The sequence below is a fragment of the Gimesia sp. genome (assembly GCF_048260065.1).
GTDB lineage: Bacteria > Planctomycetota > Planctomycetia > Planctomycetales > Planctomycetaceae > Gimesia.
In genome coordinates, this window is the sequence record NZ_JBLXHC010000014.1 from 201,701 (window position 1) to 219,835 (window position 18,135).

Consider the following 18,135-nt stretch of genomic DNA (forward strand, 5'->3'; position numbering starts at 1 on the left):
CATTCCAAGCTGACGTGTTATGGATTTATTTTGAGGTCGCGTTTGAGGTTTCAGTAACGGATTCGTTTTCCTGTCTGACTCTGCTCTGTAAAAAAGGGGGGCTCAACACAATTTCTTTGATGAGCGACTGGAACCGGTAATCTGCCGCTGCTGTTTCTTCCACAATCTTTTCCAGCGCCAGTGAATCTGCAACTCCCATTTCGCGTCCCAAAGCGAATGAAAGCAGATGCGCTGCAAAGGCACGGGTAAACCGGTCCTTTTCAACCAGTAATACATCTTTGAATTCGACAATATTCGCGAATTCATGTTTGCTGAACAGCTTGCCACTCGCGTCGACGGTTCGCCCGTTGGGGTAGGTTTCACGCCACAGGCCTGCGGCATCATAATTTTCCAACGCAAACCCTAAGGGATCAATTCGCTGGTGACAGCCTGCACAACTGGCATGCTCTCTATGGGCAGCGAACCGCTCACGCAACGTCAGGTTTTCTTCGCCGGCCTTCGGTTTGTCTTCGAGTACGGGGACATCAGCAGGGGGCGGCTTGGGAGGATCATTCAGAATGACGCCTGCGATCCAGGCACCGCGCGTAATCGGCTGCGTCCGGGTCGCATTGGAGGTCATCGTCATGACCGCAGCATTGGTGATCACGCCACCTTGTCGCCGGTCTTCCACTGGCACGCGGCGAAAGTTCACGGTTACAGGAGAGCCTGCATTGCCTTGCTTACCATCGCGATACCAGGCCTCCAGCAGATCACTTCGATAACTGAAATCGGAATCAATCAACTTCAGCACGGACTGATCTTCAATCAGCAACGTCTCAAACAGGAGTAACGGCTCCAGCATCATATGCATGCTGGCACGGTACTTGGAAAAGTAGAATTGCGGATACCGCTGACGATCCGGAGTGGAAGAGATGATCCGTTCCAGTTGCAGCCATTGGACAGGGAAGCTGTCGCAGAATCGCTTGAGACGATCGTCATGCAGCATGCGGGAAACCTGCTCGGTTAAAACGTCTGGCTCATGCAGTTTTCCGGCTGCCGCCAGATCGAGGAGTGTCTCGTCAGGAATACTTCCCCAGAGGAAAAAGGAAAGCCGCGAAGCCAGAGCGAAATCATCAATGCCATTGCTGTGTGGAATCTCACTGTCAGCTGACTGGTCATACAGATAGAAAAACTGAGGCGAAGCGAGTGCCGCGGCTGCCGCGTCCTGCATACTTTCCGTAAACGGCCTTTGTTGTTGAATCTGCTGCATGACGTAGGCGGTGTAGCGTTCTACCAGTTCGTCGCTGGCGGGACGTCGAAAGGCGCGTGTCAGAAATTTTCTTAAGCGAGCTGCAACGATCGCCTGCGTTTCTGCTTTCGTTGTTCCTTTTGACGGAGACGCAAAAAACTCCTTCCAGATCCCACAGGTTTTTTTGTTGAAGTCTGAACTGGTGACAATGGAACGACTCAGTCTGAGAAATGATTCCAGCAGTAACGGGGAAAGTGAAAGGTGATCGGCTCGATTGTCGAACCCGTTCTCGGCACGCAGGTCCTGGGGGAAGGCAGCGACTCCGCCCAGTCGTTTTTCAATCAACTGGGACTTGCCCAGCGGACGACTGCCGACGGTTACCTGCTGAGGCATTTTTCCGGTTTGTGGCTGAAAGTAATTGTCGTGCTCCCGCATCATCCGCTCGGGAAGCGAAAAGACTTCCACTTTCAGCTGGAACAGATCCTGAACGGCATTGTTGTATTGAAAGCGATTCATTCTACGAATCGGCGTCGCCGGCAAGGATTTCGCTGATGCAATTGATTTCTTCAGATACACCTGCAGACTGGCGACCAGTTGCTGGCGCGTTTTTTCAGAAAGTGGCGTTTCGCTCTCGGGGGGCATGTAACCTGAGTCGACCGCTTCGATCATATTTTTCAACGTTTCCGGAGTGCTGAGCAGCTGATCGGCATTTTCCAGTTGGAGCAGATTGAGTTCACCGGCCACCTTTTCCTGCTTGCCGTGACACTTCACACAATTCTGTTGAAAGACGGGCAGGATGACGGTTGAGAAAACATCTGCCTGCGAAGCGGGCGTACGCTCAGTTCCCGGACTCAACAGGGGAGTCAGACAGACAGCCGCAAAACCGATGATGTACCAGAATCGGGAGATCAAAGTGGATTCTTACCTGTGTTCTACAATGGGCGGGGTGAGTCAGAGATCGCTGTATGTATAATCTGTCGTTTATATATTAACTCAATCACCCCCACTGTGTCTATTACGGTCTGTCATTCCTCAGATTTTAAGGGAGTTCTTTTAAAGGAGTTCTCAAAATCAGATTGCGGGCTGAACACACAGTGATCACAACGAATTTCCGTGTGATACCTGCCCCATCCCAGTGTCGTACTTGCTTCTGTCGGCGTTGATCTGGTAGATAAATAATACCGAGGTGAGATAATGAACGTCTTCAACTGAATACAGATAACAATCATGGAGCAGGGCGCAGGGCATTCCAATGACAGATCAACGACCCAACATCATTCTCATTATCACCGATCAGCAGCGTTTCGATACGATTCATGCGGCCGGCTATGATTACATGGAAACGCCACACCTGGATCGTTTGCATCGTGAGGGAATAGTTTTCAACAACTGTTTCATCACAGCCGCCTCCTGTGCGCCGGCCAGAGCATCCCTCTTTACAGGTCATTATCCGCATACGACGGGGATTCTGAAAAATGCCGATACGTGGAAGCATGGCTGGATCGAAAATCTGCATGACGGTGGATATCAGACCGTCAATATCGGCAAGATGCACAGCTGGCCTTACACGACTCCGCTGGGCTTCGATCAACGGTACGTGGTGGAGAACAAAGATCGCTACCTGGAAGGGCGCTACTTTTACGATGAGTGGGATAAAGCATTACGTGCGCGCGGCCTGGTCAAACAGCAGCGGGAACTCTACCGCCAGTTACCCGATTACAAAGAAAGCCTGGGCGCCTTTGAATGGCTGCTGGATGAAGACATGCATCCCGACATGTTTGTGGGGAACATGGCGGTCGACTGGATCCGGAACTACCCCGTCAGCGAACCTCTGTTTCTGGAAATTGGTTTTCCCGGCCCGCATCCTCCCTATGATCCAATTCCCCGGTATACCGAGTCGTATCTGAAGAAAGATCTCAACATCGCTCCCGTGCTCGAAAGTGATCTGGCAAACCAGCCGGAACCGTTAAAGGCGATGCGCATTCATAATAACGAGGTCGATCACGATTCGGTCGTGCATCTGCTGGAACCCACGGAAGCACAGCGACACCGGCAGCGCGCCTATTATCTGGCGAACGTCACAATGATTGACGAAAAGGTGGGAGAGATCATGACGGCGCTGGAAGAGAAGGGGCTGCTGGACAACTCGATAGTGATCTTCACGTCCGATCATGGCGACTGCCTGACAGATCATGGGCACAGCCAGAAATGGACCATGTATGACATCATTACCCGAGTGCCGATGATCATGTGGGCTCCCAACCGTTTTGGAGCAGCGCGTGCGATTGACGGTCTGGTGCAGCAGATGGATCTGGGGCCCACCTTGATGGACCTGGCTGACATCCCCATTCCAGAACCAATGGCGGCCCGCAGCCTGTTGCCGTTACTTGAATCAGACGCTGAAGCTGCAGCCTGTTTACGTGACGTTGTGTTCGCGGAGCAGGCCAAAGACGGTATTCTGACGACCAGCAAGTTTATGACCATGGTGCGGACACATGATTGGAAACTGGTTCATTTTCTGGACGAACCGTGGGGACAACTGTTTGATCTCACAGCCGATCCTCTGGAAGTCAACAACCTCTGGGATGCACCCGAATACGCCGAACAGAAGGAGGAACTTCTGGCGATCCTCCGCGAATGGCGGATTCGCGACAGTTATGAAAACGCCGACCTCTGGGAAGATTACCGGTAACCGTGATTTTCAAATATAGCTTTTTTCTACATCTCATTTGCTGAATCCAGCCAGGTTCAAGCAGCACCAGATCAGGGCGTTAAATCGTTCTCAGCAAAGAACATGAAGTTCCAGGAATCGATTTCCAGGATGAGCTGACAAAACCAGACGATTTCTGTTTTGGATTTACCTGGCTCAGCTTTTAATGAAATGCTTGATCCCCATCTCGCGCCAGTGAGGAAGTGCGTGTTTATTTTCATGACACTTTCGGCCTGGACTACTCTCGGTTTAATCACGGTCTTGATGAGCAGGTGTGGCGAATATTCCACAAATTCGTTAGATTGGCAAAAATGCCTAAATTGATAAAACTTGTATAATTAATCCATTATGTATTGGAAATCTTTATCTAAGTTGTTTATGTTCACATGAAATCCGAAAACTGGTGCGAATTTGCAACAAATGCGCAGTTAGAGGAAATTAAGGTTTGAACTGAGTTATATCTGACTGGTTTGATTGTTCAAAATGCCAGGTTGACCTGTGTGAATTGGACATTCAGCAACGAAGCGTGACTGAGACGAATTAGGCTCATCCCCAGCGACAATTGATTCACTTACGAAGGAATGACAGGATGCTACTGACGAACTGGCTCAACACACTCACTTCCCGTATCCGCAAACGCCAAGTATTTCGTTCCCGCGACCGCCGCGACATCCGCAGACGCTGGCAGTCAATCGTCAAGAATCAGATCTCCACAACAGAAGCGCTCGAAGACCGCACGCTGCTGACAACGTTCCTTGTGGATGACAACTTTTCTGGACTGACTAATGGGGCTACCATTGCGGACATTGATCCTGTAACGGTCGGAGATCAAGAAGGAGTTTTTGGAACTCATGCATTCGCGACTATTCAGGACGCGGTTACTGCTGCTGCATCCAGTGGCGATTTGAGTGACATCATTTATATTGCAGACGGTACATACAATGAGAATGTCACCGTTGGGACATCAATCGAATTTATTGGTGCAGGGACAGCCGTTACTACTGTCACTGGAAGCGGAATTCTGTTTACCGTGGCTGCCGATGATGTCCGTTTTCAAGATATGACTCTAGAGAATGCAACCCAGGGGATTCGGGTCAATTCTGTTGTAGACAATTTGCAGGTTGATAATGTCAGTTTCGAGGGCATTGTATCCGGTACCTATGGTATTGAGATCCATAATAATGCTGTATTAACGAATCTGAGTGTTGCTAATAGTTTCTTCTCAGGTACCGGTGGCACTGGGATTAGAATGGCGTCGACTGCGGTCGCTGATGGCATTCATGTCAATAATACTGAGTTTGATGGGATGAAGAATGCCATCAATGAGGCCAGCAATAATACTGTGACAGGCGGCCATCTTCGCGATCTACAGGTCACTAATTCGACATTCCAGAATATCAGTGATGTCAGTATCTATGCAGAAGACATGCGCGATTCCAACATCAGCGGCAATGATTTTTTTGGAAACCCGGCGGGTGATTCTGAACGTGACATCGTATTGAATAACAAGTATTCCGCCAATGGCATGGCTTTCGGCAACATTCAGATCACCAATAACTCATTCTCAAATTCCGACAGACCAGCGATTCAACTAGACAGCAGAGCAGAAGCAATAACAGGCGCCGTTACAATCAGCGATAACACATTCGACAGTGATATTGGAACGCTGACATATTCGTGGACTCGAATTGATGTGAACCTGAATTCGAGTTACTCCCATGCACCGGTTACAATTAATAACAACTCCATCACTTTCACCGGCAGCGCGAGTGCTGGATCGACAGGTACCTCTGCCATTTCGCTTTCGGGTGGTTCGGATGCAATCACGATAAGTGGGAATACGCTGACAGACAACACGACCCTTGTCGGTTATGAAACAACAGGAATATTCATCGCCACAGACAATGCATATTCGGGTGCCATCTCACCGACAGCCGTTATTAATATCTCAAACAATTTCATCTCTGGCTTCGACGCTGCCATCGGTCTCTATGATTTGCAGGCATCCACTCCAGGCGGGTTGACTACTGGCGCTCAAGTGAATGTCACAAATAATTCGCTGGCAGGTAACGCAGCAGGTGTCACCAGCGGTACAGGAGAAATCGTAAATGCTTCCGGCAACTGGTGGGGGAGCTTTGATGAGGGGGATGTCGCTGCTCTGATGACCGGGGGGGTTGACTTTTCTTCTTACCTCAATAGCGATACAGATACAGACGGTGGAACCGCAGGTTTTCAGGGTGATTTCTCAATAGTAAATGTTACTGCTCTGGGAGCGCAGACCGGACCTGTGGGGCGAATTCAGGAAGCGATTAATCTGGCAACATCAGGGGCAACTATCAACGTGGCCGCAGGAACTTATGCCGAAGATGTGATCGTGAATACTTCCGTGATTCTTCAGGGTGCCAATGCCGGGATTGCTGCGGGGGTTGGCTCTGGTGTCCGCGGCTCGGAAAGTGAACTGACCGGCGGGTTCCGTCTCTTTGCGAACGATGTCGTGATTGACGGATTCAAGATCGTCGATGGGGCCGGTCCGGCCGGCATTGGCGATAAATCTGCCGTCTTTATGGCCGCCAACACCACGGGGCATACGATCGAGAACAATATTCTGGAAGGCCCGGGAACGGGAGTCGCAAGTCGTGGTGTGCTCTCCACATTTAATGGAAATAACGACAACATCACGATCCAGAACAACGAAATTTCCTATTGGGCCGCCGGTATTCATAACCAGGGCAACACGAATGTAAACATTTTCGGCAACAACATCCATGACGTGGTCGCAGGCGTCGCCAATGATTTCGTTACTGATGTCAGTATCGTAGGCAACGCCTTCAGCAACTCATTGGAAGGTATCGGCGTCTTCAATAACATTTCCGATGGCACGCCCGATGTAGCCGCTCATGACAACTCTTTTGACTCCTTAACGATCACTAACCTCATCGCTCATTACGGTGGAGATACTGTCGACGCTTCCGGCAACTGGTGGGGCATCACGGACGAAACACAAATTGCCAATTCCATGAAGAGCGACGGTTTTGATGGCAACGCTTCGAAGGTTGACTTCACTTCATTCTTGAGTGACGGCACAGATACAGACGGTGGAACCGCTGGATTTCAAGGTGATTTCAATATCGTGAATGTAACTGCTTGGGGAGCACAGACCGGGCCTTTGAGTCGGATTCAGGAAGCGGTTGAGGCTGTAAATCCCGGCGGAACGATTAATATTGCCAGTGGAACCTATGCAGGTAACGTTGATGCCACAGCAACGGGAATTGATAAAAATGTGAGGCTGGCCCCCGGCAGCAGCCCGGGGCAGGTGGTGATTGATGGTGATCTGAAACTGGACGGCAACGACATTGTTGATATTGAAGTCAATGGAACTATTGCCGGAACAGAATACGACCAGTTTATCGTCAACGGAGATTTGGCACTGGGTGGTGCGATGCTGAACCTGATTGATGGTCATACCCCAGATGTTGCAGAGTCGTATATCCTGATCAAAAATGATGGGCCTAATCCTGTTACTGGAACCTTTAATGGATATCCTGAAGGACACGAATTTACAGATTTCCTGGGAGTTGGCGGGCTTTCTGCTTTTCTGACTTATTCAGGCGGAGATGGTAATGATGTTGCGATTTATACTGAGGTCCCCAATCCTGTTGTGACAATCCCCAATGATGGTGCTGCGGATGAATATACCCTCCAGATCATAGGCAGTAACGTCGTTATTACTGAAGTGGGTTCAGGAAATGTAATTTCCACTTATCACCTTGCTGCTTTGGAAGGCCCACTGGTTATCAATGGCGAGGCTGGTGTGGACGATCAACTGACGATCGACATGACCGGCATCGATGAAACGACTGATCTCCAGATAATCTTTAATGGCGGGGCTGGTGGACATGATACTTTAGAACTGGTCAATGGTAACCTGAATTCCATGGAGTTTCGCTATGTGGATCCCAGTACCGGAAGCATCAGGCTGAATGGCTCAGGCTCAGATTTCATTTCCTATACCGGTCTGGAGCCGGTTACATCCACTGTTAACGTCACCAACGTGACGCTGACCTTCACCGGGGGCGCTGAGATCATCAATATCTCCGATCTGGGTGGCGGACAGACCCGTGTTAATTCTTCTCTCGGAGAAATGACTGACTTTCTCAACCCGACGGGAACACTGACCATCAATGCCGGGACTGGTGCAGATACGATTAATATCAATTCGCTCGCTGCCGGCTACACCGCCGACATTATCATCAACGGCGATGATGAAACTGATACGATAAACGTAAACTCTTCCGTTTCTCTGGCTGCAGGAAAGACGATCCAGTTTAACGCGGAAGTTGTCGAGTTGACGGGTGACGTGACTGCAGATGCGATTACAGGAACGGCGGCAACTGTGAATATCACAGGTTCTGCCGGTGGCGCCGAGATTCAGGACGCCATTGATCTGGCTGCCTCAGGGGCAACTATTAATGTTGCGGCTGGCACGTATGCGGAAAATATCACGCTTTCCAAGCAGGTTGATCTGCTGGGAGCTCAGTCCGGAGTCGACGCGCGTGGTCGTGGCGGCACATTGGACGATGCGCTCTCGTCAATCATCGCCCCCGCTGCTGGTACAGCATTGGATTTACAGAGCGGTTCAGCGGGAACTACGATCGATGGGTTCACTTTTTCAGGCGGAACGACAGGAATTGTCTCCACATCCGGATCGATCGATGACCTGCAGATTTTGAACAACCAGTTCGTCGGCTTTACCAGTTCCGGGGTCTTTTTAGATAACTCTGGTGACGATATCACCGTGCACCAAAACGTGATCGACGGCATGAGCCAGACTGGCAGTGGCGGTATCTTCCACCTTGACCAGGATACGTTCGACGGTTTCCACTTTACCTCCAACTGGGTACTCAATGGTGCCACAGGGTTTTTCGTCGACGGGACGCGGAACGTCAGCAGTAGTGCCAGCCGAGACCCGCTGTTTGAAGACAACCTGTTCGATGGGAACGGTGCCGGTGCGAACTTCGGCCGCTTCGGTGTCGAAAATGCCGTCGTCCAGAACAACGTCTTCAGCAATAATGACTTCGATGGCCTGCAGGGCGGTATTCAGAATTCATTGATCACAATGAACACATTCGATACCAATGACCGTGCCGGACTGCGGTTCACCGGATTTGGCGGTACTGGTGACGCAACCCGCGGCGCGCAAGGCAATATCGTCGAAGAAAATATATTCCTCAACAATGGTGCGGGAACGTCTGCTGCCGGGTATGGGGATGTGCGTCTGGACGACCAGTTTGACGGCACAATTTCGACGAACACATTTTTCAACAACAGCTTCGGCAGTACTGTTGCCGTGTTTAATAATGAGACGTCCGGAGAAGTTGTCGACTTCAGCGGCAACTGGTGGGCCACGTATGACGATGACGCTGTAGTTCTCAAACTGGATGGTGCTGGTGCTGGGGCAGTCGACTTCACTTTCTACCTGGATAATGGCACAGACACAGATGGAATCACCGCGGGCTTTCAGGGAGATTTTTCGATACTGCATGTGACTGCACTGGGGGCCCAGACTGGTTCTCCTGACCGAATCGCTGAAGCCCTTGCAGCCGTCACTCCCGGTGGTACAGTCAAAATCAACAGCGGAACCTATAACGAAAATGTGAATACAACAGCCACGGGCATCGATAAGAGTGTAACCCTGGCTACTGGCAACAGTCCCGGTCAGGTCGTGATTAACGGCGATCTGATTTTAAATAGTGATGATACTTTTGATTTCGAAATTAACGGGCAAACTGTTGGTTCCGGTTACGATCAGTTTATCGTCAACGGAGCTGTTGTGTTGAACGATGCCGCTCTGAATCTGACCAATACTTATACTCCAGTCGATGGTGATAAGTTCACATTGATCGACAATGACGCTGCCGACGGAATCACAGGAGAGTTCATTGGCTACCCTGAAGGTCATGAGTTCACAAATTTCCTGGGTAGCGGGTTAAATGCCTACCTCACCTACGTGGGGGGGGACGGCAACGATGTTGTCATTCATATGGTCGACTCCACGCCGGAAATCACAGTACCTGACAATAACGTGGCAGACCAGTATACGCTGAGTATTGTCGGAGGGAATTTTGTTCTGAGCGAAACCGTTTCGGGCACGATCATCTCGACATTTCCCGTAGCTGCCATAAACGGTCCGCTGGTAATTATCGGCGAAGATGGTGAAGACGATACACTGACCATTGATCTGGACACTATCGATCATACTACGGACATTCAGATCGAGTTCCGAGGCGGAGCCGGCGGAAATGACACACTCATTCTGGAACGCTCGGGAACTATCAACTCGGTAGAACACGTTTTCACCAACGCCAGTGATGGCAGTATTTTCCTGGATGGGGAAGCAACAGCAACGATCACCTATACCGGCCTGGAGCCTATTGATGATCAGATTTCTGCCACAGATCGTATCTTCAGTTTCACAGGAGCCGATGAGGTTATCACGCTTTCCAATTATGCTACTCCCGGTGAAACATTGATCAGTTCGACACTGGGAGAATCAGTCAATTTTGTTAATCCCTCGGGAACCGTTACGATTCATACGGAAAATCCGGCTGTGTTACCGCTGGGGACTGGTGCAGATACCATTAACCTTGTAGGCGTCGATGCTGGCTTTACAGCAAATCTGACAGTGATCGCCGGTGCCGATGATACGATCAACACGGGAACCGTAGATATCGGATCGGGAGCTCTGAACCTGAATGCAGGCCAGATCAACGTGAATGGTACCTTTACGACGACTGGCTCAGTCGACGTCGATGCCAGCAACCAGATTACGTTTGCAGCAGCAGGTGTCATCGATGCAACTGCGAATACCATCGATCTGACTGCCGGGAACAATATCCAGTTGGGACAGATCACCACGTCTGGCAGCGTTACGGTCACCGCGACTGCGGGTGCGATCAGCGATGCGAATGCCGGGGATACCGTTACCGGGAATAACATTACCGCGGCCAGCGCGATCCTGACTGCAGGCACTGGTGCCGGAGTAGGGGATGCGCTGGAAACGGCTATTTCAAATCTCGAAGGAAATATCAGCGGCGGCCTGGAACTGGCTGAGCTTAATGGGATTATCATTGGGGATGTCAGCGTCATCAACGGGCTCACAGTCAGCGGCAATACTACGATTGCGTCAGGCGGTGGTTTCGTTGTGAATGAAAACCTCGCTGTCACCGGCGGGACATTGCAGCTGTCCAATGCGGCTGGCAATTTCGACGTCGGTTTTGGAGCTATCATTTCAAACAATGGAAGTAATCTGATTCAGATCAATTCCGCTGGTTTGATTGTCATGACCGATACTGGCACCCAGATTACCAGCAGTGGTAACGGTACGATTGACCTCGATGCGGCCGTCCATATTCTGCTCACGAATGTGAATACAGGTGGGGAAGTCCAGGTTACAGCAGCCGGTGGTCAGATTGATGACAATACCTTTCTTAGTGAGGCGGCAGTCATCACCGCTGACACTGTGGCTCTGAGTGCGGCTGGCCACATTGGTGAATCTGGTAATGACCTCGATCTGGCGGTCGGAACAGTGTCCGCAGTCACAACGGCCGGTACTATTTTCCTTGAAAGTGCTGCCGGGTTTGCGGTAGGCACGGTTAATCTCCTCGAAGGTATTACAGCATCCGGAAATATTTCCGTGGTGACCGGCGGTACTGTGACGATCAATGACAAAGTCGAAGCGACGGGAGCCGCCGCTACGGTGCTGATTGATTCGTCAGTCGATATCAATGTGAATGACAGTGTGATCTCCAATGGCGGAGCCATCGACCTGCTGGCTGATAATGACCTGAATCTGGGGGCGACTTCTCTCATCGATACTACCATTGCAGCAGTGGTGACGTTGACAGCCGACAGTGACACCAGCGGCGGTGGTTCTTTCACACAAACAGAAGGTTCGCTGGTCAATGCCCAGAGTGGTGCTCTGAATGTGACGGCTACTGGCAATGTGCGGCTTGCCGACCTGAGAAGTGCCGGCGGTACGATTCGCGTGACTTCTTCCAGTCAGGGGATCCTCGACAACACGGCTAGTGAGGCAGCATTGATTAGTGGTGGTGCGGGTACTGAAGTCGAACTGCGTGCAGACACGAACATTGGTACTGGAGTCAGCGGAGGTGCAAATGACATCGATCTGGCAGTCAGTCGAATTGCAGCAGTAGCTGCCACTGGCAATATCGTCCTCATTAACACAGGAGCCTTGGAACTGGGCACGGTGAATGGTCTAGTCGGCCTTGATGCCGGAGACCGGGTGCTTGTGACCACTGCCAGTCCGTTGACGGTCGCCAGTAATGTGACCGGTGCTGGTAATGTGACGCTGACCTCAACGGACGCTGCCGGTCCCGGGGACAACCTGACGATCAACGCGGGTGTGACCGTCGAGTCAACCGGCGCGGACGTCGTGCTGAACTCCGGTGATGACTTCCTGCTCGCACTGACGGGCGAAGTGATCGCAGCTACAACGATTACCATCAACGTTGATCCGATTACCGATGGAGCCGGGGCTACCGTCGACCTGCTGGGGAATGTGGATGCGACGCAGACAACCATCAATGGTGGTTCCGATGCTGACACGTTCAACATTCTGCCGACAGATGATTCGCCGATTACCGTGAACGGTGGTCTTCCCACATTCCCGGGGCCTGGTGATGTGTTGAACATGGATTTCAACGCCATCACAAATCCCCTGCTGACACTGGGAGCAGCTCCCGGCTCGGGAACGTTTGACTTCCCTTCTGATAGCGAACAGTCTGTCGATTACACGGGGATCGAAAACGTCAATACCAGCACCGGCGCTTATCACCTGGTGCTCAACATGCTCACATCCGGGTTCCAGGACGGGAGTGCCGATACAATCGACGCTTCAGTCGATAATGCCACAAACACCGATCTGCTGCTGGACATCAATGGAAACAACTTCTTTACCGGAGCGGTAGCCGACATCCTGTCCTTCACGGTACTCGGTTCCGAAGATGCGGACACGCTGAACATCAACGAGAATGCGAACGGTTTTTTGCCGTTCTTCCAGTTAGCCGCGCCCGCGAGCATCGCTGGTTCCAACGGTTCGCACCTGAATGCATCCGCCAAGACATTCCTGGATGGTAAATATGTCGCACCAGCGGCTCCGTTTACCGTTGACGACGTCACGATGCACTTTGATGGCGGTCTGGGATCCGATAGAGTCAACGTGAATTTCTCGACCGATCATGATGCGGGTTATTTTGCCGACGTCAATGCTGGTCAACAGGGGAGTGGTAATATTTTCGCAGCGACTACCGCGGGGGCTGACATCGATCTGGGGCTGTCGTTCGTTCACCTGGAAGGGGTGGGGATCAATGGTACGACGACCGGCGGTGGATTACGCGTGGATGCCTCTTCTACTCCACTCACTAACAATATCTCGATCAGCGACGTCGGACCCAATAACGACGGGGTTTCACTGATCGACGGTAACATGCAGTTTACCGACATGCTGTTCAGAGGGTTTAATGAACTACAGGTCGTTTCCGGAACGGGGGGAGAACTGCTGGATCTGATCGGTCTGGACACGACCACCAGCCTGACCGATGTGGAACTGAATGCCAATGATGTGAATGGTACGGATACCGCCAGCGATACGATTCGCGTGCGGTCCACACCTGCGGGAACTGTGGCCAATGTCACATTACTGGGCGGAGCCGGCAATGATTTCTTCCAGATTTATGATGCCGGTAATACCGTGGATAATATTAACGCCGCGATACAGGTCTTCGGTGAAGGCTTCGGTGACACAGACGTTGATACTTTGACGTTCATTGACTCGGGTGATCTTGTCGGTGGTCATACTTATGAAGTGACATCCACGACCATTGAAGATACCACCAGCAGTCCTGTTGTCGATGTGACGTTTACGGACATTGATGAGCTGATCGTAACGGCGTCTGGCGGCAATGACACCATCAACGTGAATCTGGGCGCACAGGAAGATCTGAATGAGGTCACCATCAATGGTGCGGGTGGAGATGATATCTTCAATCTGCAGAACAGTACGCCAGCGGGCGTTGATACCCGCCTGAATGGTAATGCGGGGCTGGATCATTTCATCTTCTCGCCCGGCAGCGTGCTGACGGGGGTCATCGACGGTGGCCTGGATTACGACACGATTGATTACAGTGGCTATGCCGTGCCGGTTCATGTCGTCTTAAATGCCCTGGGTACGGATGACGGTTTCCGGGGAACCGAAGCCACGAGTATTCTGGAGACACTGCTGGCCACGGGATTCGATAATATCGACAATCTGGTGGGTACTCTCAGTGATGATGATATCCTGGAAGGCCCCGATCTGAGGAACTACTGGGGCATCACTTCCACCAATGAAGGCCTGATCATTGCCGACCGGGTCAATCTGAACAGTGGTCGTCCGACGATCGTCTCTGGTCCGTTCCAGGATGGGGTGGCAACACCTCCCGAACAGCGTCTGGATTTCACTGACTTCCAGAACCTGATTGGTGGTTCGCAGGATGATCGCTTCGATCTGTCGGACGGAGCAGGCCTGACGGGCACTCTGGACGGCGGTTTGGGGAATGACAGCCTGGATTACCGGGACTACACGACAGGTGTGACCGTCAACCTGTTCCAGGGAACAGCGACCAATATTGGCGGTCTGGTGGTCGGCACCGGTGGTGTCGACGATGATAACAGCATCGAGAACGTCTTCGGCGGTAACGGGAATGACAACATCACCGGCGACAATGACAACAACATCCTGGGTGACGGTTTCGGCAGTGATAACCTGGATGGGGGTGGATTTGGTGCAGGCGGTGGTAGCGGAGCTGGTGGTTCCGGTAACGGCGGCAACGACGTGTTCCTGATCGAACCCGGAAATGCCGGCAGTGCCGATGTGATTACCGACATTCACGGTAATGATACCATCGACTTCCGCTTTGCCGGTGCCGGTGTCACGTTTGACGTGGATATCATCAACGCAGCACAGACTGTCTTCGGCACGAGCACGGTCGAACTGCGACAGATTCAGCCCGAGCAGCCTTCTACGAACCCCAGCTTCATGGAAAATGTGGTCGGCAGCCAGTACGACGACTATATCTACATTGATCCGCTGTCCCAGGATGGGAACTACCCGATCGACGGACCTCCCGTACTGCGTTCAGCCGATGGTCTGGGGGGCACAGACTTCCTGGACTTCGACTCCAAGGGACAGGAAGTCATCGATACCGGTTTCTCCCTGACGGCAGACGGCGTGGGAACGGTCCAGTATCTGAATTTCGAAAATGTGACGCCTTTCGAAGACAATCCTGCCTTCATCGTGGACAACGGTGATCCCGGATTCACTTTCACAGGCGACTGGCCTTACTATACGCTCAGCAACCTTTATCTGACTACCGGTGCAGGCTATGAAGACGACTTCTACAGTGTGAACCAGCTGTCTCAATATACGACCGGTCCTGCTCAGGCCTTCTGGGAATTCTATGGACTGACTCCGGGCGCGTATCGGGTTTCCGTTACCTGGCCCGTCTTTACGAATCCGTCAGGCGTGCAGCATGCGGCAACGGATGCTCCGTATACCGTCTATGATGGCTCGCGAAACGATATCGGTACCACAGCCGCTGATCTGGGAACCTTTGATGTGAATCAGCAGCTGGAGCCGGATGATTATTCAGCCGACGGCGCCACCTGGGAGATCCTGGGTACCTTCAATGTGAGCAGTAGAACGCTGACCGTAATGCTGACAAACCTGGCCGACGGAGTGATTACCGCCGACGCGATCCGGATTGAACGCGTTTCTGTGGGCCCTGAGGTTGAACTGGTGGATATAACGGACGCCCTGGCTCCTCCGGCACAGATCGTAGACGGTGATCCCGACGGAATTCAGTTCGGACCAACGGAACTGAAGACCGATGTGGTGCGTACGTTTGAGATCAGAAATACCAGCTTAACGGATTCACTGACTCTCAGTAATCTGGTGGTTCCCACTGGCTATATCGTGTCGGGTTTCCCCGCTTCTGTCGCCGCGAACAGTTCTGCCACATTTACGATTACCATGGGCTCTGATACCTTTGGTGACCGGTCCGGTATTCTCTCATTCGATACGGACGATGTGGATGAAGCGACCTTCAATATTCTGCTGGACGGTCAGGTTTCCAATGTCGTCATCATTGACGATGGGGACGTCGGAGAATTTATTGCCACAGGCAGTTTTGTGAGCTTCTCCGACCCGGTCAATGGGGGTTCACTCGGTTACGAAGGTGATATCACAGCAGGGATTCCCAATGCTCCCGGCAGTACGACCCCACCGGGAGCGGGTTCGGCAACCTGGACCTTTACCGGCCTGGCAGCAGGAAACTACCGTGTCTCGACGACCTGGTCTCAGTTTTACAATCGCGTGACGGATGCTCCTTACTCGCTGGACGGCGGAGGGGGCCCGTTTGACGTTGTCGTCGATCAGAGTGTCGCCCCTTCCAGCTTCATCGAAGATGGAACGGCCTGGTTTGATCTGAGCACCTCGTTCGCCGTCGATGGTTCCGGCCAGCTTGTGGTCACGTTGACTAACGAAGCCAGCAACTTCATTCGCGATCACTTCTCACTGTCAAACGGTGTGATTGCAGATGCCATTCGCATCGAATATCTGCCGGAACCGGATATTGAAATTACCGTTGATGGTGGCACGGTCGTCGATGACGACACCGGCGTGGTGGACTTCGGCAGCACACTGCCGGGCATCCCTGTGATCAAAACATTTACGATTACCAACCTGTCGACAACGGAAACGGTCAGTGTGACGGGACTGGTGGAATTCCCACCAGGATTCAGTATCCTGCCCGGTTCAGACTTTGGTACGGATACGTCGACACACGTCCTGGCCCCCAACGGCAGCGTGGGTGACAGTATTACCTTCAGTATTCAGTTTGACGGAGGAACCAACGGCACCGCATTTGGTAAAGTCTCCTTTACGACCGGTGATGCTGATGAGAACCCGTATAACTTCACGGTTCGTGGAGAAGCGGGACCGGCGACTGTGGGAGTGAACGATGCTACCAATTTCTCCACAACCGGAACCTGGGAAGGCTATACTCCAGGGAATGTGGGCGACCCTCTGTTCCTGCATACCGGTGAATTGTTCCAGACCGGAACCGGTGCGAACGCCGCGACCTGGACTTTTGATGTAGAACCGGGCCGCTATCAGGTTGTCGCTCACTGGGATGTCAATCCCGACATCACCGTGAACGGGAAGGGTGCCGCCACCAACGCTCCCTATGTCATCTCAGACGGAGTTTCTCCAGTCACGGTCCTGATCAATCAATCGATCAGTTCCAATGATTTCCTGGATGATGGACTCTTCTGGGAATACATTGGCGATCCCTATGTGGTCTCAGACCCCAATACAACACTGACCGTGCAGTTATCTGATCTGGCAAATGGGATCATTTACGCTGATGAAGTCCGCATCTATCGCGTTGTGGACCCTGTGGTCAAAGTCGAGGTGGACGGCGGCACGGTGGAAGATGGCGGGACTGTCAACTTTGATGATACGATCGTGGGTGCTCCCGTCATTAAAACATTCACTGTGACCAATTACGGTGAACGAAACATGGCCCTGAGCCCGACGATCAATGTTCCTTCCGGATTCAGTGTCGTCAGTGGATTTGGATCAACGAACCTGCCACCAGGGGCCTCCACGACCTTTACGCTGCAGATGAATGCCGGTTCCGAAGCCAGCTTCAGCGGGATGGTCTCCTTCGGCGTCGATTCTGCCGATGCGAATCCGTTCAACTTTACCGTTTCCGGTTCGGCAGCGGGGTCCATGATTATCGACAATGGCGATCTGGGTTACACTACCAGTGGTGACTGGCTTACACGATCTGCGACGACGATCTACGATTACTACGAAAATGATCAGGATGAGCTCTACGGCGGAGATCAGCCCGGTACGAATACGGCCAGCTGGGAATTCACCAATCTGGCAGCAGGCAGCTACACGGTCTCTGCTCACTGGGCTGCCCACAGCGGTCTGGCTTCCAATGCTCAGTATGTGATTTCCGGAATCGAGGGGGGCGATATCACGGTCACCCTGGATCAGCGTTTTGCGGCCAACGATACTACAGCCGCTGGTGTGGACTGGGAAACATTCGGTACGTTCCAGGTAGCCGCC

At 52.1% G+C, this 18,135-nt stretch carries 3 protein-coding genes; 2 read left to right on the top strand and 1 reads right to left on the bottom strand.

What is annotated here, in order from left to right:
• Positions 1 to 25: 25 nt before the first annotated feature.
• Positions 26 to 2,140: a DUF1592 domain-containing protein gene (locus ACN0YN_RS23620; RefSeq protein ID WP_417387491.1), complete on the bottom strand. Its 2,115-nt coding sequence runs from the start codon at positions 2,138 to 2,140 to the stop codon at positions 26 to 28.
• Positions 2,141 to 2,480: 340 nt separating this feature from the next.
• On the opposite strand from ACN0YN_RS23620, the gene ACN0YN_RS23625 reads away from it, so the two are divergent.
• On the top strand, positions 2,481 to 3,920 hold the full coding sequence (locus tag ACN0YN_RS23625; protein ID WP_417387492.1) for a sulfatase: 1,440 nt from the start codon (positions 2,481 to 2,483) through the stop codon (positions 3,918 to 3,920).
• Positions 3,921 to 4,527: 607 nt separating this feature from the next.
• On the top strand, positions 4,528 to 18,135 hold a 13,608-nt coding region (locus ACN0YN_RS23630; protein WP_417387493.1), incomplete at its 3' end, for a choice-of-anchor D domain-containing protein.

Excerpts from the sequence above, each read along its gene's own strand:
- ACN0YN_RS23625 (WP_417387492.1), top strand. The coding sequence starts at position 2,481 with ATGACAGATCAACGACCCAACATCATTCTCATTATCACCGATCAGCAG.